This is a genomic window from Streptosporangium sp. NBC_01639, from assembly GCF_045209755.1.
Classification (GTDB): domain Bacteria; phylum Actinomycetota; class Actinomycetes; order Streptosporangiales; family Streptosporangiaceae; genus Streptosporangium.
In genome coordinates this window covers 1013498-1032155 of sequence record NZ_CP109272.1, presented here as the reverse complement: position 1 = coordinate 1032155, position 18658 = coordinate 1013498, and the positions used below count along the sequence as shown (strand labels likewise).

General features: G+C 70.2%; 17 protein-coding genes. 10 read left to right on the top strand and 7 right to left on the bottom strand.

Annotated elements, in window-relative coordinates; genetic code table 11:
- The first annotated feature begins 35 nt into the window (after nt 1-35).
- On the top strand, nt 36-1388 hold the full coding sequence (locus tag OHA77_RS04580; RefSeq protein ID WP_406316344.1) for an STM4012 family radical SAM protein: 1353 nt from the start codon (nt 36-38) through the stop codon (nt 1386-1388).
- A gap of 160 nt (nt 1389-1548) precedes the next feature.
- Entirely contained in the window at nt 1549-2472 is a 924-nt protein-coding gene (locus tag OHA77_RS04575) for an STM4011 family radical SAM protein (protein ID WP_406316343.1), read from the top strand.
- Here the strand turns inward: OHA77_RS04575 and OHA77_RS04570 are convergent.
- From OHA77_RS04570 to OHA77_RS04545, 6 genes are all read right to left on the bottom strand, one after another.
- The gene (locus OHA77_RS04570) at nt 2448-3479 is read right to left on the bottom strand and encodes a DUF6745 domain-containing protein (protein WP_406316341.1); all 1032 of its coding nucleotides are present in this window, start codon (nt 3477-3479) and stop codon (nt 2448-2450) included. The genes OHA77_RS04575 and OHA77_RS04570 overlap by 25 nt on opposite strands.
- 80 nt (nt 3480-3559) lie before the next feature.
- Nucleotides 3560-3886, bottom strand: coding sequence for a hypothetical protein (locus tag OHA77_RS04565; protein ID WP_406316339.1), 327 nt, complete (start codon nt 3884-3886; stop codon nt 3560-3562).
- A 34-nt stretch (nt 3887-3920) separates the two neighbouring features.
- Nucleotides 3921-5066: an acyltransferase gene (locus OHA77_RS04560; RefSeq protein WP_326821909.1), complete on the bottom strand. Its 1146-nt coding sequence runs from the start codon at nt 5064-5066 to the stop codon at nt 3921-3923.
- Complete coding sequence (locus OHA77_RS04555) at nt 5059-5808, bottom strand: alpha/beta hydrolase (protein WP_406316338.1); 750 nt, start codon at nt 5806-5808, stop codon at nt 5059-5061. Before OHA77_RS04555 ends, OHA77_RS04560 begins: the two co-directional genes overlap by 8 nt.
- Nucleotides 5809-5918: 110 nt before the next feature.
- A complete protein-coding gene (locus OHA77_RS04550) occupies nt 5919-6575 on the bottom strand; it encodes a response regulator transcription factor (protein ID WP_326821911.1) in 657 nt (218 codons plus the stop codon).
- Nucleotides 6572-7864 carry a sensor histidine kinase gene (locus OHA77_RS04545; RefSeq protein WP_406316336.1) on the bottom strand — a complete coding sequence of 431 codons (1293 nt, stop codon included), beginning with the start codon at nt 7862-7864 and terminating at the stop codon, nt 6572-6574. The genes OHA77_RS04550 and OHA77_RS04545 overlap by 4 nt, the downstream gene beginning before the upstream one ends.
- Nucleotides 7865-7910: 46 nt before the next feature.
- Between OHA77_RS04545 and OHA77_RS04540 the strand changes: the two genes are divergently transcribed.
- On the top strand, nt 7911-8042 hold the full coding sequence (locus OHA77_RS04540) for a hypothetical protein (protein ID WP_406316335.1): 132 nt from the start codon (nt 7911-7913) through the stop codon (nt 8040-8042).
- A gap of 192 nt (nt 8043-8234) precedes the next feature.
- On the opposite strand, the gene OHA77_RS04535 is transcribed toward OHA77_RS04540, so the two are convergent.
- On the bottom strand, nt 8235-8786 hold the full coding sequence (locus OHA77_RS04535; RefSeq protein WP_406316333.1) for a helix-turn-helix domain-containing protein: 552 nt from the start codon (nt 8784-8786) through the stop codon (nt 8235-8237).
- 65 nt (nt 8787-8851) lie between these two features.
- On the opposite strand from OHA77_RS04535, the gene OHA77_RS04530 reads away from it, so the two are divergent.
- The 7 genes from OHA77_RS04530 to OHA77_RS04500 all read left to right on the top strand — a co-directional run bounded on the left by OHA77_RS04530 (nt 8852) and on the right by OHA77_RS04500 (nt 18128).
- Nucleotides 8852-9685, top strand: coding sequence for an alpha/beta fold hydrolase (locus OHA77_RS04530; RefSeq protein ID WP_406316331.1), 834 nt, complete (start codon nt 8852-8854; stop codon nt 9683-9685).
- A 147-nt stretch (nt 9686-9832) separates the two neighbouring features.
- Nucleotides 9833-12202 carry an endopeptidase La gene (gene lon, locus OHA77_RS04525; RefSeq protein ID WP_406316329.1) on the top strand — a complete coding sequence of 790 codons (2370 nt, stop codon included), beginning with the start codon at nt 9833-9835 and terminating at the stop codon, nt 12200-12202.
- A gap of 144 nt (nt 12203-12346) precedes the next feature.
- The gene (locus OHA77_RS04520; protein ID WP_406316328.1) at nt 12347-13480 is read left to right on the top strand and encodes a Fic family protein; all 1134 of its coding nucleotides are present in this window, start codon (nt 12347-12349) and stop codon (nt 13478-13480) included.
- Between the two features lie 368 nt (nt 13481-13848).
- A complete protein-coding gene (locus OHA77_RS04515) occupies nt 13849-14811 on the top strand; it encodes a methionine ABC transporter ATP-binding protein (protein WP_406316326.1) in 963 nt (320 codons plus the stop codon).
- A gap of 55 nt (nt 14812-14866) precedes the next feature.
- On the top strand, nt 14867-15523 hold the full coding sequence (locus tag OHA77_RS04510; RefSeq protein WP_326821919.1) for a methionine ABC transporter permease: 657 nt from the start codon (nt 14867-14869) through the stop codon (nt 15521-15523).
- Nucleotides 15524-15661: 138 nt separating this feature from the next.
- Entirely contained in the window at nt 15662-16498 is an 837-nt protein-coding gene (locus OHA77_RS04505) for a MetQ/NlpA family ABC transporter substrate-binding protein (RefSeq protein ID WP_406316324.1), read from the top strand.
- 97 nt (nt 16499-16595) lie between these two features.
- Entirely contained in the window at nt 16596-18128 is a 1533-nt protein-coding gene (locus tag OHA77_RS04500) for an acyl-CoA synthetase (RefSeq protein WP_406316323.1), read from the top strand.
- Nucleotides 18129-18658 lie beyond the last annotated feature (530 nt).

Sequence of the window (18658 nt, the reverse complement as noted above, 5' to 3'; positions counted from 1 at the left end):
GAGCACGGGCTGTCCGGGAGGGCCGGATGATTCCGATGACTCCAACGGCTCGGGGACTTCCAGAAGCCCCGCCGGCCGTCGACAGCTCGATCGACACGGGGCCCTACCAGGGTTACGTCTACGCCTATCCGCACAAGACGGCCTACCGGCCGCTGCGGCCGCGTCCGTCGCTGCGGGACGTGTGGGCGGCCGAACCGTCCGAGAGCCTCTCCCTCTACCTGCACATCCCGTTCTGCGAGATGCGCTGCGGGTTCTGCAACCTGTTCACCCGGACCGGTGCCCCCGAGGAGCTCGTCGCCGCCTACCTGGACGCCCTGGAACGTCAGGCGCGGGCCGTACGGGACGCCCTGGAGGAGCCGAGGTTCGTGACCGCGGCCATCGGCGGCGGCACGCCGACCTATCTCAGCGCGGCCGAACTCACCCGGATGTTCGACCTCACCGAGCAGATCATGGGCGCCGACCTGCGGGCCGTGCCGCTGTCGGTGGAGACCTCACCGGCGACCGCGACGGCCGACCGGCTCGCCGTCCTGGCCGAAAGGGGCGCCACCCGCGTCTCGATCGGCGTGCAGAGCTTCATCGACGCCGAGGCCCGGGCGGCGGTGCGCCCGCAGAGACGGCATGAGGTCGAAGCGGCGCTCGGCCGGATCAGAGAGGCGGGGTTCGAGGCACTCAACATCGATCTGATCTACGGGATCGACGGGCAGACCGAGCGGTCCTGGCGCCATTCGCTGGACGCCGCACTCGCCTGGCGACCCGAGGAGCTCTACCTCTACCCGCTGTACGTCCGCCCGCTCACCGGCCTCGGCCGTCGTGCCCACGACTGGGACGACCACCGGCTCGGCCTCTACCGGCAGGGCCGCGACCACCTGATGGCCGCCGGGTACGAGCAGGTCTCGATGCGGATGTTCCGGCTGCCGGGCTCCGCCGGCGCGACCGAGTACTGCTGCCAGAGTGACGGCATGGTCGGCCTGGGCTGCGGTGCCCGCTCTTACACCGCCGACCTCCACTACTCCTATGAGTATGCGGTCGGCGCCGGCCAGGTGCGTGCGATCATCGACGACTACGTACGGCTCGCGCCCGAGGAGTTCGCGGTCGCCAACGTGGGGTTCCGGCTGGGGGAGGACGAGCGCCGCCGCCGCCACCTTATCCAGTCGCTGCTCCAGGCCGAGGGGCTGGAGGCGGCCGCCTACCGGGAGCGCTTCGGCACCGAGGTGACGGCCGACTTCGATGCGGAGCTCGGCAGCCTGGCCGCCCGGGGCTGGCTGGAGCCGGTCGGGTCCGGCCGGCTCCGGCTCACCGCCGAGGGCCTGGCACACTCCGACGCGATCGGCCCGGCGCTGTTCTCCGGCCGGGTCCGCGAGCTGATGGCCGGGTACGAGGCGTGCTGACCCTCTCCCAGTCCCGGAGGCGAGGCGTGCTGACCCTTCCCCGGTCCCGGTCCCTCCTCCGGTCCCGGATGCGGGCGCCGGGCGGCGGTCCCTTCCCGGATCGGGCGCGGAACCCGGCCTGAGATCAGAGACCCGCGATCCCCACCTCCAAGGAGCCTCGTTGACGATCACCGAAGAGCCGTCCCGCCCGCCCGCCGGTGACCAGGACACCGGCCACCTGACGATCCTCTACCGCGGTCCGCTGTCGAGCTGTGACTACGACTGCCCCTACTGCCCGTTCGCCAAGCGCCGGGACAGCCCCGACCGGCTCCGCCAGGACCGGGCGGCGCTGGAGCGGTTCACCGGGTGGGTGGCCGGACGCGGCCATCCGATCTCAGTGCTGTTCACCCCATGGGGGGAGGGGCTGGTCCGCTCCTGGTACCGGCGGGCGATGGTCGAGCTCAGCCATCTGCCGCACGTCCGGCGGGTCGCCGTCCAGACCAACTTCAGCTGCCGTCCCGACTGGCTGGCCGAGGCCGACCTGGACACGCTCGCCCTCTGGGTGACCTACCACCCCGGCCAGGTCTCCTATGAGCGTTTCCTCGGCAGATGCCGGGACCTGACCGGGCGTGGGGTCCGCTTCAGCGTCGGCATCGTCGGCCTGCCCGAGCATCTGGACGATGCCCGGCGCCTCCGGGGCGACCTGCCCGCAGAGGTGTATCTGTGGGTGAACGCCGCCGAGGGCCACCTCTACACCGATCCCGAGGCGGCCCGCTGGACGGCGATCGACCCGCTGTTCTCCTACAGCCGGACACCGCACCGCAGCGCCGGGAGACCCTGCCGCACCGGAGACACCGTGATCTCAGTGGACGGTGCGGGCACCGTACGGCGCTGCCACTTCGTCCCGGCCGTCCTCGGCAACCTCTACGACGGGACGTTCCGTCCGAGAGCCACGGCGTGCCCGGCGGCTCTGTGCGACTGCCACATCGGCTACGTGCACCTGGAGCAGACCGGTCTCTACGATGTCTTCGCCGGGGGAATCCTGGAGCGTATCCCGCGGATGGACCGGACGGCCGGGCCTCAGGTCTCCCGCTCCGGCCGGTAGTCGGCCTCGGACAGGCCGAAGGTCCAGGCCACGCCCGCACGGGCGGTGCGGGTGGTCGGGGGGACGCGGAGCCAGTATCTGCGGAAGGTGCCGTCGGGCTCGGCGGTGGAGTTGACCACCTCGACCATCGTCACCGGCTCGTCCTCGGCCAGGTCGATGCGCCACAGGACGCCGGTCTCGTCCCGGTGCAGCGGGGTCGCCCCCGACTCGGCGAGGTAGCGGTCGTAGCCGTAGTGCTCCAGCATGACCCGGCGCAGCTCCGCGTTCTCCTGGGCGCGGATACGCTCGGGGGTCAGCCCCGCCATGGAGGCGGCGAAGTCGGCCGGAGTCGGCGTGCCGCTCCAGGCGTGCATGGCGAAGCCGTCGGGGAACAGCAGCGCCGGGCCGTCGGCGCGGTGCAGCCGCGACAGCTCGTCGCGGTGCAGCTCGGCCGGACGCTCGCAGACGATGGCCACCCGCTCGAACGGCCACCACCAGCCCGCCGTCTGGGCGACCTGGACGAGTCCCGTCACCTCCGGCCTGCCCAGCGCGTCGAACAGGGACAGCCAGGGTGCGTCCTGCTGGCCCAGCACCGCATCCAGGGTCGAGGCGCGCAGCGCGGCCGCGACCTGCGGTGACTCCTCGGCCGCGGCGATGTCCCGGCGGATCCGGGCGACCAGGGCGCCCACCGGCTCCCAGAGCCGCCCACCGGTCAGCGACCAGGCCAGCGGCCAGGCCGTGGGGCCGAGCGAGGCGTGCACGTCGGCCCTGGCCCGCTCCCACGGCCCGGTCCGCACCGCGTCGCGCACCGGCTTTCCGGCGCCGAGCAGGGCGATGGCCCGCGCGCCCGCGGCGGGGGAGTCGACCCAGATGATCTTCTCGGGCTCCGCCAGCCCGGCGATCCGGTAGGCCAGCCGTACTCCCGCCTCGGCACCGGGACGGTCTGCGGGACCGGATTGGAAGGCCACCTCCTCCCAGCGGAGCGAGGCGGCGGTCAGGACGTCGGCCAGTTCGGTGGTGACGGTCATGATCGAAAGCTCCTCAGGTGAACGGGGAAACTCGCCCTGACGGTGCCTCCGGGTGGGGACACCGGGAGACACGGAGAAGGTCAGTCGGCGACGACGCGGAAGGCGCCAGGGACGTATTCGCGCTGGCGCCGCACGGTGTACCACCCCTTGGGCAGGGGGATCGCGGCGTGCTCCTCGTGCACCACGCGCCCGCCGGAGGGCAGGTGCAGGAAGTGCGGATCCATCGGCCGCAAGCCGCGGACCAGGGTGCCGGTGCCGACCACCGCGTGGGCATGGCCGGTGGCCTCGCCCAGGGCCAGCACCAGACGGCCCCGGGCGTCAGGCGGCGCGGACGGCGCGGCCTGGACCGAGGCGGGCACGGCCTCCTCGCGGACGGGCATGATCAGGATGTCTCCCTGGCGGTACATCTGGCGGGCTCCTCGGATCGGGGGTAGATCGAAGCTAGCCATCGCCACCGACATTTCTCCGCCCGGTGGAGGGGACCGCGGCCCGGATCTCCTTCCTTCGCCTGAGCCGAGCCAGCCACGTCGTACCCAGCAGCGCGGCGAACACCGGCAACCAGGCCAGCCGGTGCAGCACCCAGAGCGGTTCGGTGGGCGGCGCCAGCAGGCCGGGCACGTCACCGAAGCGCAGCGCCGCGAGGGCGGTCAGGGCCGGCGCGGTCTGATGCCACAGGAAGATCGTCATCGCCGACAGGTTGGCCAGCGCCACCACCGCCCAGATCCGGGGCCGCCGCATCAACCGGGCCAGCGGTTCGCGGGCCAGCAGCGCCAGCCCCACCTGCGCGACGCCGAAGCAGACCACGGCGAGTGTGGGCGGGCTCAGGTTGGAGAGCTTCGCCCCCGTAACCCCCACCATGCTGGCCGGATACCCGAACCCGGTGACCAGCACCACGGCTCCGGCCGTCCCGCCCACCAGTAGACCGGCCGCCGTCCGGCGCGAGGTGAGCGCACCGTTCGCCCAGCCGATCCCCAGCGCGTACGGCACCAGCCACCCGGCCGCCAGGTTGGCCCACCGCAGCCAGTCCGGCCCGCCCTGCGAGAAAACGGCCACGTCCACCACGAGCACGACCACGACCCCTGAGACGGCCACGGTGCCCGGCCGCAGGCGCAGGAGCAGCGGAGTGGCCGCGTTGAGCGCGGCGAAGACCGCCAGGAACCACAGTGGCCCGACGGCCGGAACCACCAGCGACCTGACCGCTCGTTCAGGCAGGCCGTGCAGCGCCATGCCGACCGCGATCCCGGTCCAGAGCAGGGCGAGCGGCACCACCGGCGGCAGCAGCCGTCCCATCCTGGCCCGCACCCAGGCAGGGCGATCGGTGACCGTCCGCAGGCTCCGGGCCGCGGCGTAGCCGCCCACGAAGAAGAACACCGCCAGGGTCTGCAGCACCCAGGACAGGGGGGTGAGCGCGGGCAGGTAACTGAGCGGGCTGGAGGCGTACACCTTCCCAGCGGGCCCGTGCACCCAGGCCGTGACCAGCCAGTGCCCCGCGACCACCCCGAGGGTCGCCAGTGCGCGCAGCGCGTCCATCCCCCGGTCCCTGCCGGCCGGGGTGGCCGCCTCGATCCGGGCGGCGACGCTAGCCACGTGACACCTCGCCCGTCCGGCCGAGGGCGATCAGGGTCAGGTTGCGCAGGGACACACCGCCGGGTGCGAAGTAGTCGCTGTGCCCGGCGTCTCCCGTCGCGAACAGCCGGGCGCCGAAGGACGGGTCCGCCGGGTCGGGGCCGAAGCCGAGCGGGCCGATCCGAAGCTTGGGCACATCACGCATCCAGTCCCGGCTGCCGCTGCCCACCCAGAGCGGGATGTCGCCGAGCTCGGCCGCTGCGGAGACGCCGAGCCCGGGACTGCCGACGGCGACCATGCTCGCCACGCCCGATCCGGGCGCGGCCTTGGCGCACACGACCGACCCGTAGCTGTGGCACAGCAGACTGACGCGCTTGCCCGCAAGCGTCTCGGCGAGGTATCGCCGCAGCGCCACGGCTCCTCTCCCGGCGGCGCCATCGGTCACCACCTCAAGGCTGACGGTCGCCGGGCTGTCGTACCCGAGCCAGGCCACCACCGCCAATCGGGCCCCGGGGCCCAGCGCCCGCGCCTCGGCCAGCACCGCCTTGGCGCCGCCGCCCGGAGTGCTGTACGCCTTGGCCCTGCCGCCGTCGAAGGAGGCGACCGTGGTGTCGGAGCCCGGGACGACGACCGCGACGTGCTCAGCCGTACGGAGATCGCCGTAGACCCTGACGACACGGTCGCCCGGGGGCGCGGGGACGACCACATAGGTAAGCGCGGCGGTGGTGACCACGGCGAGCGTGCGGCGGAACATGCGGAACATGGAGCCTCCTGTCCGGTTGGTGAACCGGACAGGACGCTAGGGACCAAGATCCGTCGCCGGCCTCGTCCCACGGTGCTCACCCCATGGATCCCTCCAGGGGGTAAGGGGGCTCACCCGCCGGGGCGGACCAGGCCCGTCTCGTAGGCATGGACGATCGCCTGGGCGCGGTCGCGCAGGTTCAGCTTCGCCAGGATCCGGCCCACATGAGTCTTGACGGTCTGCTCCGACAGCACGAGCTCCTCGGCGATCTCCTGGTTGGAGCGGCCCTGGGCGATGAGGGTGAGCACCTCGGTCTCCCGCTCGGTGATGTCGTCCAGCCGGCCGCGTGGGCGGCGCGGCCCGACGCGGGCGAACTCCGCGATCAGCCGCCGGGTCACCGAGGGTGCGAGCAGCGCCTCCCCGGACGCCACCACCCGGACCGCCTCGGCGAGCTGCTGGGCGGAGGCGTCCTTGAGCAGGAACCCGCTGGCCCCGGCCCGCAGCGCCTCGTAGACGTAGTCGTCGAGGTCGAAGGTGGTCAGGATCAGGACCTTCGGCGGGGAGCCGTCCCCGTCCAGGATCGCCCGCGTCGCCGCCAGGCCGTCCATGACCGGCATCCGCACATCCATCAGCACCACGTCCGGCCGCAGCTCGGCCACTCGCGCCACGGCCTCGCGGCCGTCGGCCGCCTCGCCCACGACCTCGATGTCCGGCTGGGAGTCCAGGAACACGGTGAACCCGGTCCGGACCATGCCCTGGTCGTCGGCGATGAGCACCCGGATCGTCATGCGTTCTCCATGATCGGCAGTATGGCGGTGACCGCGAAGCCCGTTCCTACAGGCCCGGTCCACAGCCTTCCGCCGAGCATGGAGACCCGTTCCCGCATCCCGATCAAGCCGTGCCCCGTATGCCCCGGTTCCCCCGCGTGCTCCGGCGGGGCGGGGGAGCGGCGCCTGGCGTCGTTCTCCACATGGATGTGCAGTTCGGCGCCGGATCGGCTGATCCTCATCGAGACGGCCGAGCCCGGCGCATGCCGCATGGCGTTGCTGAGCGACTCCTGCGCGATCCGGTAGGCGGACAGGCCCACCGCCGTGGGCAGCCCCATCAGGTCGCCGCCCAGCTTGAGCGTCACAGTGAGCCCGGCCGAGCGCGCGGTGCCGACGAGCTCCTCCAGACGGCCGAGGCCCGGCTGAGGCGCGGTGTCCGCGCGCCCGTCGCCGTCCCGGAGCACGCCCACGACGCGGCGCATCTCGGTCATGGCCGCCAGCGACAGCCCGCGGATCTCTCTCAGCCCCTCCTCCAGGCGTCCGGCGTCCCCGGCCGCCTGCAGCGGCACGGCCTCCGCCTGGATGGCGATCACCGACATGTGGTGGGCGACGACGTCGTGCAGCTCCCTGGCGATCCTGGCCCTTTCCTCCAGCGTGGCCTGCGCCGTCAGGGCCCGCTCGCTGCGCTGTTCCTCCTCGGCCAGGCGCCTGGCGGCCAGCCGCCGGGCGCGAACGTTGTAGCCGAAGAGCGCGGTGACGCTCAGCAGGATCGCGGCTATGACGAGGTCGTCCCGGCTGGTGGTCGAGAGCGCCATGCAGAGCATGGAGGCGATCCACCCGCCCAGGGTCGTCTCCCGCTCGCAGCGGACCGCGACGGAGTAGACGACGAGGAGATAGGTGACGATCCCGGCTATCGACACGGGATGGCCGCCCAGGGTGTCCATCAGCGGGGCGGTGCTGAGCATGCCCACCGCGCTGATCCGCCATGCGGCGAGCGGCCAGTGCTCGCGTAACAGCAGAGGGAGGGAGGAGACCGCGGCGGCGTAGTAGATCTCCCATTCGGGATAGGGAATGGAGAGTCCGTCGTTGCCCGACAGGAGCGAGGACAGGCCCCCGCCGTAGGCGAGCCAGAAGATCAGCAGGTTGGCCAGTACGACCAGGTCGACGGTCCGGAACGGCAGCAGCCCCAGGGACGCGGGGACCGGTATCGCCAGGCGGCGGGAGCGGGGGAACGGAGGGTCGGCACGGCCGCTGACCACCGCCAGGGTCAGCGGCCGGGTGAGCCGTACGAGACCGGCGGGCAGATTCACCCGGCCAGCCTAGACAGCCGCGGCCCGGACGGCGTCACACCCGGGAGTGATCCCGCCTCACCCCCAGGAGGTACGGCAGGCAGGGCGGGCGCAGCGGGACAGCCGTATCGCCGGCGCCGTGGTGTCCGATGCCGACGCCGTGATGATCGGCGCCCGGCGCACCCGCACCGACTCGTGACGGCTCCGCCGAACGATCTGCTGCATCCGCTGACCCCCCTGATCAGTCAACCGCCGCGCGCTGAGCAGTTCTGCCGTACACGACCTCATCCTCGACGGCAACCACGTTTGCCATCGAGGGTGAGGCCCACCAACCCGGCACCGCGAACACCGACCGGCGTGGACCCCCCGGCCAACGTTCGTGGTCAACGCACTACCGGCCGGTTCCATGCGGAGGCGGTTGCTCGGTAGGGAACAAGATCGCGCTGAGGAGGTACGGTGTGCGGTCTGATGCGGGAGTGTTGGCCAGCCGGTCGCGCAGTACCGCGAGCAGGTCGGCCGTCATCGCGGTGAGCTCGTCCGGGCTGAGCCACAGCGTGCCCTGCCGGTAGGAGACCGAGTCGGCGGCCGGGTTGGCGCCGTCGCGGTCCAGGTAGGCGTTGAACTCGGCTATCAGGACGGCCATGGCCGCGGCGAATCCCCGGCGGTGGTCGTCGAGCGACATCGCGGCGGCCGCGTCGGCGTCGATCGTGGGCCGGTTTTGACGCAGGCGGTAGCGGCGCTCGATGGCGCCGCGTACCCGCTGCTCGCCGTCCACCTCCACGAACCCTCCCTCGGTCAGCTGTGCGACCTGGCGGTACACCGTGATCTTCGGTACCTCGGGCAGGCGGGCGCACATCTGCGCAATCGTCAGCGCACCTGCTGCGGACAGGGCGTGCACGATGCGCAGCCGAACCGGGTGCAACAACTGCTCGACGGGATCCATGGCCCAACGATTTCATATGCGATACCGTTATCAAAAACGATAACGTGACGATTGGAGGAGGCGGCATGCGGGAGATGCCAGGGCAGGCGGTGCCGGTGAACGGCCGGCACGTCTATGTCGAGGAGTCCGGCCAGGGGCAGGACTGGGTGGTCTTCGAGGCGGGCCAAGGCTGCGGCCGGACCTGCTGGGACCCGGTGTTACCGCCGCTGGCCGGCAGGGCGCGGCTGGTGGCCTACGACCGGGCCGGCCGCGCGCTCAGCGGCCGCGTCCCCCGGCAACTCGGCGTCGACGACATGGCCGCCGACCTGGTTGCGATGACCGAGGCCGTCGTCCCGGGCGAGTTCGTGCTCGTCGCGCACAGCATGGGCGGGCTGGTCGCCCGTCTCGCCGCCGAACGCCTGGGATCCCGGCTGCGGGGGCTGCTGCTGGTCGACGCCCTACCGGAGACTTCCCCGGTGTACGACACCTGGGACCAGACCACCAAGAAGATCGACCGCATGATGGCCGTGGTGCAGACGCTCACCCGGTTCCAACCCCTGGCGCGACTGTTCACCGGCAACGTCCGGCGCTTGTTCTCCGCTGACACCTACCAGACCATGCTCGCCGAGGACTTCACCCCCGCCGGAACCTCCCAGACCCGCAAGGAGATCCAGGCGGTGGCCGCCGCCGTCCCGCGGTTCCGCGCCCAGCCGCCCCGACTCCCGAAATGCCCGACGATCGTGCTGTCTACGGCCCGCGCCGCCAAAGGGCGGGAGCGCCAGCACGCCGCGATCCGCGAGCACCAGCGCCGCTACGCCGGCAGCCTGCCCGACGGGCGCCATGAGGAGGTCGACTCGGGGCACTTCATCCAGGCCGAGCAGCCACGCCTCGTCGCCGATCGAATCCGCGAACTCCTCTGACATCGGCGTCAACGGCATCACCACCACCATCGCTGTCGCGAGGGAAAATTACACAATTACGATCGCTCACAGCGAACACGCTCAACCTCGGGAACATTTCAGGGCTCCCATTAATTGAGTCGATGTAACTCAACCTTTGGAGTGCAGATGAGTGAGAGCTTGATCCTCCCGGTTCTTCCGCTCGACGACGAGGTCGTGCTGCCGGGCATGGTGGTTCCGCTGGACCTGTCGGAGAACGAGGTCCGGGCCGCGATCGACGCGGCTCAGGCTCTCAGCGACAACAAGCCGGAGGTGCTGCTCGTTCCCCGGATCGACGGGCGATACGGTTCCGTGGGCGTCCGTGCCATCGTCGAGCAGGTGGGCAGACTGCCCGGTGGCGAGCCCGCCGCCGTGGTGCGCGGTGTCGACCGCGTCCGCGTGGGCACCGGCACGACCGGTCCCGGCGCGGCTCTGTGGGTGCAGGCCACCGTGATCGAGATTGTCCCGACCGGTGAGCGCGCCGAGGAGCTGGCCAAGGAGTACAAGGCGCTGAGCACCACGATCCTGCAGAAGCGGGGTGCGTGGCAAGTCGTCGACGCGGTCAACCAGATGGACGACCCGTCGGTCCTCGCCGACAGCTCCGGCTACGCCCCCTGGCTGAACACGCCGCGTAAGGCCGAGATCCTGCAGACCGCCGACCCGGCCGACCGGTTGGAGAAGCTGGTCGAGTGGGCGCGTGAGCACCTGGCCGAGCTCGACGTGGCCGAGACGATCCGCAAGGACGTCCAGGAGGGCATGGAGAAGCAGCAGCGCGAGTTCCTGCTCCGCCAGCAGCTCGCCGCGGTCCGCAAGGAGCTGTCCGAGCTCAACGGCTCCTCCCCGGAGACCGAGGAGGAGGACTACCGCGCCCGTGTCGAGGCGGCCGACCTGCCCGAGAAGGTGCGCGAGGCCGCGCTCAAGGAGGTCGACAAGCTGGAGCGGACCTCCGACCAGTCTCCCGAGACCGGCTGGATCCGCACCTGGCTCGACACCGTCCTCGACCTCCCGTGGAACGAGCGGACCGAGGATTCCTACGACATCGCCGCGGCCCGCGCCGTCCTCGACGCCGACCACACCGGCCTCGACGACGTCAAGGACCGCATCATCGAATACCTCGCCGTCCGCGGCCGCCGGGCCGAGAAGGGCCTCGGCGTGGTCGGCGGGCGCCGCAGCGGCGCCGTGCTCGCGCTGGCCGGGCCTCCGGGAGTCGGCAAGACCTCGCTGGGCGAGTCCGTGGCCCGCGCGATGGGCCGTAAGTTCGTCCGGGTCGCCCTCGGCGGCGTCCGCGACGAGGCCGAGATCCGCGGTCACCGGCGCACTTACGTCGGCGCCCAGTCCGGCCGGATCGTCCGCGCCATCCGCGAAGCCGGGTCGATGAACCCGGTCGTGCTGCTGGACGAGGTCGACAAGGTCGGCTCCGACTACCGGGGCGACCCGACGGCCGCGCTGCTGGAGGTGCTCGACCCGGCGCAGAACCACACCTTCCGCGACCACTACCTGGAAGTCGAGCTCGACCTCAGCGACGTGCTCTTCCTGGCGACCGCCAACGTGCTGGAGGCCATCCCCGGCCCGCTGCTGGACCGCATGGAGATCGTGACGCTCGACGGCTACACCGAGGACGAGAAGGTCGCGATCGCCCGCGACCACCTGCTCCCGCGCCAGCTCGACAAGGCCGGCCTCACCGCCGCGGACGTCACCGTCGAAGAGGACGCGCTGCGCAGGCTGGCGGGCGAATACACCCGGGAGGCCGGGGTCCGGTCCCTGGAGCGCTCGATCGCCAGGATCCTGCGCAAGGTGACCGCCAACGTCGCCCTCGGCGAGGGCGAGCTGCCCGTGACGGTTGGCGACCTGGTCCCCTACCTCGGCCGTCCGCGCCACGTGCCGGAGTCCTCGCTTCCGGAGTCCCGCCAGCGTACGTCGGTGCCCGGCGTGGCGACCGGTCTCGCGGTCACCGGTGCCGGTGGCGACGTCCTCTACGTGGAGGCGTCGCTGGCCGACCCGGAGACCGGCGACACCGGCCTGACCCTCACCGGTCAGCTCGGTGACGTGATGAAGGAGTCGGCCAAGATCGCGCTGTCCTACCTGCGCTCTCGCGGCGCGGAGCTGGAGCTGCCGGTGGCGTCGCTCAAGGACCGCTCGGTGCACGTCCACTTCCCCGCGGGCGCGGTGCCCAAGGACGGCCCGTCGGCGGGTGTCACCCTGACCACGGCCCTGGCCTCGCTGCTCTCGGGCCGCCCGGTCAGGAACGACGTGGCGATGACCGGCGAGGTCTCCCTCACCGGCCGGGTGCTGCCCATCGGTGGGGTCAAGCAGAAGCTGCTGGCCGCCCACCGCGCGGGCATCACCACCGTGCTGATCCCGGCCCGCAACGAGCCCGACCTGGACGACGTCCCCGAGGCCGTGCGCAACGAGCTCACCGTTCACGTGGTGAGCGACGTGCGCGAGGTCCTGGAGATCGCGCTCACCCCGGCCAAGGTCGCCGAGCGCGTCGTCGCCTGACCCTGCCCCCGAAGGCGGCCCGTCCTCCGAGAAGAGGGCGGGCCGCCCTCTGCTCCGGACCACACGGAGCACGCCGTACCGACATAAATGGGCAAATCATAAAGCTGCTTGACTGAAAAATTCGCTCATGCTGTCATGGGCCTCATGCTGTACGGAACGCCTCGGCTCGAGGCCATGGACGAGACGGTGCTCGGCGAGATCGAGGAGATGCGCCGCGATCTGAAATACCGTCTCGCCGAGACGCACCGCTGGGACGGGCAGCTGCGCCGCCAGCTCCAGGCGCGGGCGATCCAGGGGTCCAACTCGATCGAGGGCTACCACGCCAGCGTCGAGGACATCGAGTCGATCATGGCCGGCGAGGATCCGCTGGAGGCCTCCGCCGGTGTGGCCAGAGAGATCTCCGGTTACCAGCAGGCGCTGACCTACGTGCGGTTCCTGTCGCGCGCCCTGGTGTTCAGGTTCGACGCCGGTCTGCTGCACGCGCTCAACTTCATGATGATCGGGCACCATGTGGACAAGACCCCGGGCATCGTACGGCCGGGCGGCATCTATGTCCGAAACTCCGCGACGGGTGAGGTCGTCTATGAGGGGCCGAACGCCGGGGAGGTGCCGGCGCTGCTGGGTGAGCTGGTCGACTGGCTCAACGCGGGCGACCTCGACGCGCCGAGCTACGTGCGGGCGGCGATGGCCCACTTCAACCTGGTGAGCATCCACCCCTGGCGGGACGGCAACGGTCGGATGTCCCGGGCGCTGCAGACGCTCGTGCTCGGCCGCGATCAGATCACCACCCCGGAGTTCTCCTCGATCGAGGAGTGGCTGGGGGGTGCAGAGAACACCGTCGACTACTACCGGACGCTGGCTGCCCGCGACAGGCGGAATTGGAGCCCGCACGGGGATACGCTGCACTGGGTGCGCTTCTGTCTGCGCGCTCACCACCTGCAGGCCCAGCAGGTCCGGCGGCGCCTGTCGGAGGCGGGGGAGGTGTGGATGCTGCTGGAGGAGCGGACCGACGCCGACGGACTGAACCCCCGGACCGTGTCGGCGCTTTATGAGGTGTTCGTCAACCGGCGGCTGCGCCGCACCCGATACCAGCTGGACGAGTCGCTCAGCCAGGGACAGGCGGCCAGGGACCTGCGCGAGCTCGCGGCCAAGGGCTGGCTGCGGCCGTACGGGGAGACCAAGGGGCGTTTCTACGCGCCCGGCCCGAGGATGCAGGTGATCAAGGACGACTTCGCCGCCCGGGTGGTTCCGCTCCGTGATCCCTATAGGAAAGAGTGACTCGCATCACATAACATACCGGGAATAGAGGGAATTAGGGTTGTGTTGACGCAGACGTGAAAACGAGCGTGGCACGTCACACCCGCATGGCTTCGCAGAGGCGAGGAGCGTGTTGTGGCATGGGCGAGATGTCGAGCATGCGCGTCATGTGTCGCATGCGCGCCAGGCAGTGCCGCATGTGCTCCGTGCGCTGACCACACTGAGCCTCCGACCCCCCGCTCTTCTCACGAAAGCTTCGAGATCATGACCTGCCCCGCGGATGACCTCATCCTGCGCCGCCTGAGCCATCGCCCCTTCCATCCCGGCACCCGCTAGCCTCCCCAGGTCCTGAGATCTTTTTGACGATCCACTCATGTTGGGGAACAGCTGTGATTGATGTGTCGGGCCTGCGGAAGGTCTATCGAGATAGGGGGCGCGAGGTGGTCGCCATCGACGGCGTCGACCTCCACGTCCGCGAGGGTGAGATCTTCGGTGTGCTGGGGCAGAGCGGTGCCGGCAAGAGCACCCTGCTGCGCTGCGTGAATCTCCTGGAACGGCCCACCGGGGGCACCGTCACCGTGGCCGGGCAGGAGCTGACCGCGCTGCGGGAGGCCGAGCTGCGCGGTGCCCGGCAGCGGATCGGGATGATCCACCAGCATTTCGCCCTGCTGTCCTCCCGTACGGTGGCCGGAAACGTTGCCTTCCCCCTTGAGGTCATGAAGGTCGCCAAGGCCGAACGGGCCAGGCGTGTCGCCGAGCTGCTGGAGCTGGTCGGGCTGGCCGACAAGGCCGGGGCGCACCCGGCGCAGCTGTCCGGCGGGCAGAAACAGCGGGTCGGCATCGCCCGGGCGCTGGCCGGCAATCCCTCGGTGCTGCTGTCGGACGAGGCCACCTCGGCGCTCGACCCGGGCACCACGCAGTCGATCCTGGGGCTGCTCAAAAGCCTGAACCGGGAGCTCGGCCTGACCATCCTGTTGATCACCCATGAGATGAACGTGGTGAAGTCGATCTGCGACTCGGCCGCCATCATGCGCAACGGTCTGATAGAGGAGTCCGGAGCGCTGAGAGACCTGATCGCCAAGCCGGGCTCCCGCCTCACCGCGGAGCTGTTCCCCCTCCCCGCGCCGGATCCCGGCAGTGTCACGATCACCTTCACCGGGCAGGCCGACGAGCCGGTGGTCTCGGAGGTGGTCCGCAAGTTCGACGTGGACGTCAACATCCTCGGCGGAGCGCTGGAGGAGGTGGCCGGCGTCTCCGTCGGGCGCCTGCGCCTGCGGCTCACCGGTGATGAGCGCGCCGCCGCCCTGACCTACCTGGCCGAGCGCGGCCTCCTGGTGGAGGAGAGCCGATGAGCGCGTACACCGGCAGGCCCGGCGTCGACAAGCAGCAGCTGACGGAGGAGATCGCATGACCTGGGACGAGATGCTCCCCCTGCTCGGGGAGTCGACCTGGCAGACGGCCCAGATGGTCCTGTGGTCCACCCTGTTCACCGTGCTGATCGGGCTGCCGCTCGGCGTGGCACTGATCGTCACCGACAGGGACGGGCTGCTCCCCTCATGGGCGCTGAACCGGGTGCTCGGCCTGGTCGTCAACATCGGCCGCTCGCTGCCGTTCGTCATCCTGATGATCGCGGTGATCCCGCTGACCCGGCTGATCGTGGGCACCACCATCGGCACGATCGCCACCGTGGTCCCGCTGACCCTGGGCGCCGCGCCGTTCTTCGCCCGGCTGGTGGAGACCGCGCTGCTCGAAGTCGGCCGGGACAAGGTGCAGGCGGCCCAGGCGATGGGTGCCAGCCGTACGACCATCGTGGGCAAGGTCTTGCTGCCCGAGGCGATGGCCGGCCTGGTCGCGGGGCTCACCGTGACCGTGGTCGCGCTGATCTCCTACTCGGCGATGGCCGGGGCGATCGGCGGCGGCGGGCTCGGTGACCTGGCCATCCGCTACGGCTACCAGCGCTTCGAGACCACGCTCATGGTGGTCACGGTCATCGTGCTGATCATCGTCGTCCAACTCGTGCAGACCCTGGGCGAGACCGTCGCCCGCCGTCTCGCGCGTCGCTGACCCCTCCCGGGACCCCGCCACCAGCGGATCCCGCACTTCCCAAGCCTCCCAAGGATCTCGCCACCAGCGGGTCCTTCACCTCCCAAGGACCCCGCCACCAGTGGGGCCTCCGATTTTCCACGCCCGAAGGAGCACATTATGCGTAAGTTCCCTGCGATCGCGTCCGCGATCGCCGCCCTGGCCCTCACCCTTACGGCCTGCGGTTCGACCGAGACCGCCACGCCCGCGAACACGAGCAAGGACGTCGCCGCCGAGGTGCTCAAGGTCGGCGCGAGCCCGATCCCGCACGCGGAGATCCTGAAGTTCGTCAAGGACAAGCTCGCCGCCAAGGAGGGGCTGAACCTGGAGATCGTCGAGTTCACCGACTACGTCCAGCCGAACGTCCAGCTCAACGACGGCCAGCTCGGCGCCAACTTCTTCCAGCACAAGCCCTACCTGGACGACTTCAACGCCTCCAAGGGCACCAAGCTGAGCTACGTCCAGTCGGTCCACCTGGAGCCGCTGGGCGTCTACTCCAAGAAGCTCACCGATCTCACCGCGCTGGCCCAGAACGCGACCGTCGCCATGCCCAACGACGCCACCAACCTGGGACGGTCGCTGAAGCTGCTCGCCGACAACGGCGTGCTCACCCTGAAGGAAGGGGTCGGCACCGCGGCCACCGAGCGTGACGTGACCGGCAACCCCAAGAACCTGAAGTTCCAGCCGCTGGAGGCCGCCCAGCTGCCCCGCTCGCTGGAGGACGTGGACGCGGCCGTCATCAACGGCAACTACGCCCTGGAGGCCGGCCTCGACCCGGCCAACAAGGCCCTGGTGCTGGAGAAGGCCGAGGGCAACCCCTACGCCAACGGCCTGGTCGTGGCGGCCGGCAACGAGAAGGACCCGCGCGTGGTCAAGCTCGCCAAGCTGCTCGCCGGTCCCGAGGTGAAGCAGTTCATCGAGCAGACCTACAAGGGCGCCGTCATCCCCGCCTCCTGACGCCCCTCATCACGGAGGGCCGTGGCCTCCCCATCGGGGGAGGCCACGGCCCTCCGTGCCTTCTCACCGAACATCAAACCGAGTACTGTTCGGTTTCATGCACCCGGGAGCCATCGCGGCGACCTCGCCGGACAAGCCCGCTGTGATCATGGCGGACTCAGGTCAGGTCGTGACCTTCCGCGAGTTGGACGAGGAGTCCAACCGCCTCGCCCACCTGTTCCGCGCCGCCGGGCTCCAGCCGGGTGACCACATCGCCTTCATGCTGGAGAACCACCCCCTGTTCCTGGTGGTCGCCTGGGCCGCGCACCGATCCGGCCTGTACTACACGGCCATCAGCTCGCGACTGAAGACCGACGAACTCGCCTACATCGTCGACAACTGCGGGGCGCGTGTCTTCATCTCCTCCGCGACGCTGGCCGAGGTCGCCACCTCGATCACCCCCGCCACGCCGAATGTCGAGCTCAGACTCATGCTGGACGGCGTCGCCCCCGGCTTCCGCTCCTTCGAGGAGGCGGTGGCCGCCCACCCCGCCACCCCCGTCGAGGACGAGTGCCAGGGCGCGGACATGCTCTACTCCTCCGGCACCACCGGCCGGCCCAAGGGTGTCAAACCCACCCTGTCCGAAGCCCCGCTGGACACGCCGGGGCCGCTGCTGCAGCTCATCCGGTTCCTGTTCGCGCCGTCCGCCGACAGCGTCTACCTCTCCCCGGCGCCGCTCTACCACGCCGCCCCGCTGCGTTACTGCATGAACTTCCAGCGCCTGGGTGCGACGCTCGTGGTGATGGAGCGGTTCGACCCCGAGCAGGCGCTCGCGCTGATCGAGAAGTACGGTGTCACGCACTCGCAGTGGGTGCCGACCATGTTCATCAAGATGCTCAAGCTGCCGGAGCCGGTGCGGACACGGTACGACCTCTCGTCGCTGGAGTGCGCGATCCACGCCGCCGCGCCCTGCCCCGTCCCGGTCAAGGAGCAGATGATCGCGTGGTGGGGGCCGATCATCCACGAGTACTACGCGGGGACCGAGGGCAACGGCTTCCTCTACGTCGGTTCGGAGGACTGGCTCAAGCACCGGGGCACGGTCGGCCGTTCGCTGAGCGGCGTGGTGCACGTGTGCGACGAGGACGGCAACGAGGTGGCGCCGGGTGAGCACGGCACGGTCTACTTCGGGGAGGGCCCCCAGTTCGTCTACCACGGAGACGAGGACAAGACGAGATCCTCGCGGGACCCGCTGGGCCGCGGCTGGACCACCCTCGGTGACATCGGCTATCTCGACGAGGAGGGGTTTCTCTACCTCACCGACCGGCGCTCCTACATGATCATTTCTGGTGGGGTGAACGTCTATCCGCAGGAGGCCGAGAACGTCCTTTCGATCCATCCGAAGGTGGCGGACGTGGCGGTCTTCGGTGTCCCGGACGAGGAGATGGGCGAGCAGGTCAAGGCCGTCGTCCAGCCCGTCTCCATGGACCTCGCCGGTCCGGCGCTCGCGGCCGAGCTGATCGACTACTGCCGCTCCCAGCTCGCGTCCTACAAGTGCCCCGCGTCGGTGGACTTCCGCGAGGAGCTTCCCCGGCATCCCACGGGGAAGCTCTACAAGCGCCTCCTGCGCGACGAGTACTGGCCGCAGGCCTAGACGGGCAAGCCCGAGGTCTGAGGCCGGCTCAACAGATCGGCCGTGCTCACCTGGGCGTGTTCGGAGTTCGGATCTTCAGGTGGGCGGGCGGCTTCGGATCCATATGCGGGTGCTTCGCAGATCCGTGGCCCGGCACACCGTGTTCTCCCGCGCGTGGGTCAACGCCTCGTCCGTCAAGAATGAGATGGAGGGGCACGAAGGCCGGCGGTTCCCATGATCGCCTCGCCTGGAATGTCGCCGCCCCCTATAGCGGAGGGGACGATGGAGTGCCTTTCTCCCATTGACAGCGAGGAATAGTTGGCCGTGGCTTTCACGTATTCGTTGCTGTGATTAACAGCACATGCCGTGTTTGGAGCGGTCCATCTTTCGTGCGTGTAGCCGACCATCTCACGGTTGACAAAGAGTGAAAGTAAGTTTCAGCAGTGCGATTACCTGAGTGGCAGCTCAGTGCCGGGGTGATGGGGCGAATAGATCGCTCCGCCCCCGTGCTTCGTTACACCGTGCTGGCAGGATCGCTGACGGTGATCATT

Excerpts from the sequence above, each read along its gene's own strand:
- lon (WP_406316329.1), top strand. The coding sequence starts at position 9,833 with ATGAGTGAGAGCTTGATCCTCCCGGTTCTTCCGCTCGACGACGAGGTC.
- OHA77_RS04510 (WP_326821919.1), top strand. The coding sequence starts at position 14,867 with ATGACCTGGGACGAGATGCTCCCCCTGCTCGGGGAGTCGACCTGGCAG.
- OHA77_RS04520 (WP_406316328.1), top strand. The coding sequence starts at position 12,347 with ATGCTGTACGGAACGCCTCGGCTCGAGGCCATGGACGAGACGGTGCTC.
- OHA77_RS04550 (WP_326821911.1), bottom strand. The coding sequence starts at position 6,575 with ATGACGATCCGGGTGCTCATCGCCGACGACCAGGGCATGGTCCGGACC.
- OHA77_RS04555 (WP_406316338.1), bottom strand. The coding sequence starts at position 5,808 with ATGTTCCGCATGTTCCGCCGCACGCTCGCCGTGGTCACCACCGCCGCG.
- OHA77_RS04505 (WP_406316324.1), top strand. The coding sequence starts at position 15,662 with ATGCGTAAGTTCCCTGCGATCGCGTCCGCGATCGCCGCCCTGGCCCTC.
- OHA77_RS04535 (WP_406316333.1), bottom strand. The coding sequence starts at position 8,786 with ATGGATCCCGTCGAGCAGTTGTTGCACCCGGTTCGGCTGCGCATCGTG.
- OHA77_RS04570 (WP_406316341.1), bottom strand. The coding sequence starts at position 3,479 with ATGACCGTCACCACCGAACTGGCCGACGTCCTGACCGCCGCCTCGCTC.
- OHA77_RS04530 (WP_406316331.1), top strand. The coding sequence starts at position 8,852 with ATGCGGGAGATGCCAGGGCAGGCGGTGCCGGTGAACGGCCGGCACGTC.
- OHA77_RS04580 (WP_406316344.1), top strand. The coding sequence starts at position 36 with ATGACTCCAACGGCTCGGGGACTTCCAGAAGCCCCGCCGGCCGTCGAC.
- OHA77_RS04565 (WP_406316339.1), bottom strand. The coding sequence starts at position 3,886 with ATGTACCGCCAGGGAGACATCCTGATCATGCCCGTCCGCGAGGAGGCC.
- OHA77_RS04500 (WP_406316323.1), top strand. The coding sequence starts at position 16,596 with ATGCACCCGGGAGCCATCGCGGCGACCTCGCCGGACAAGCCCGCTGTG.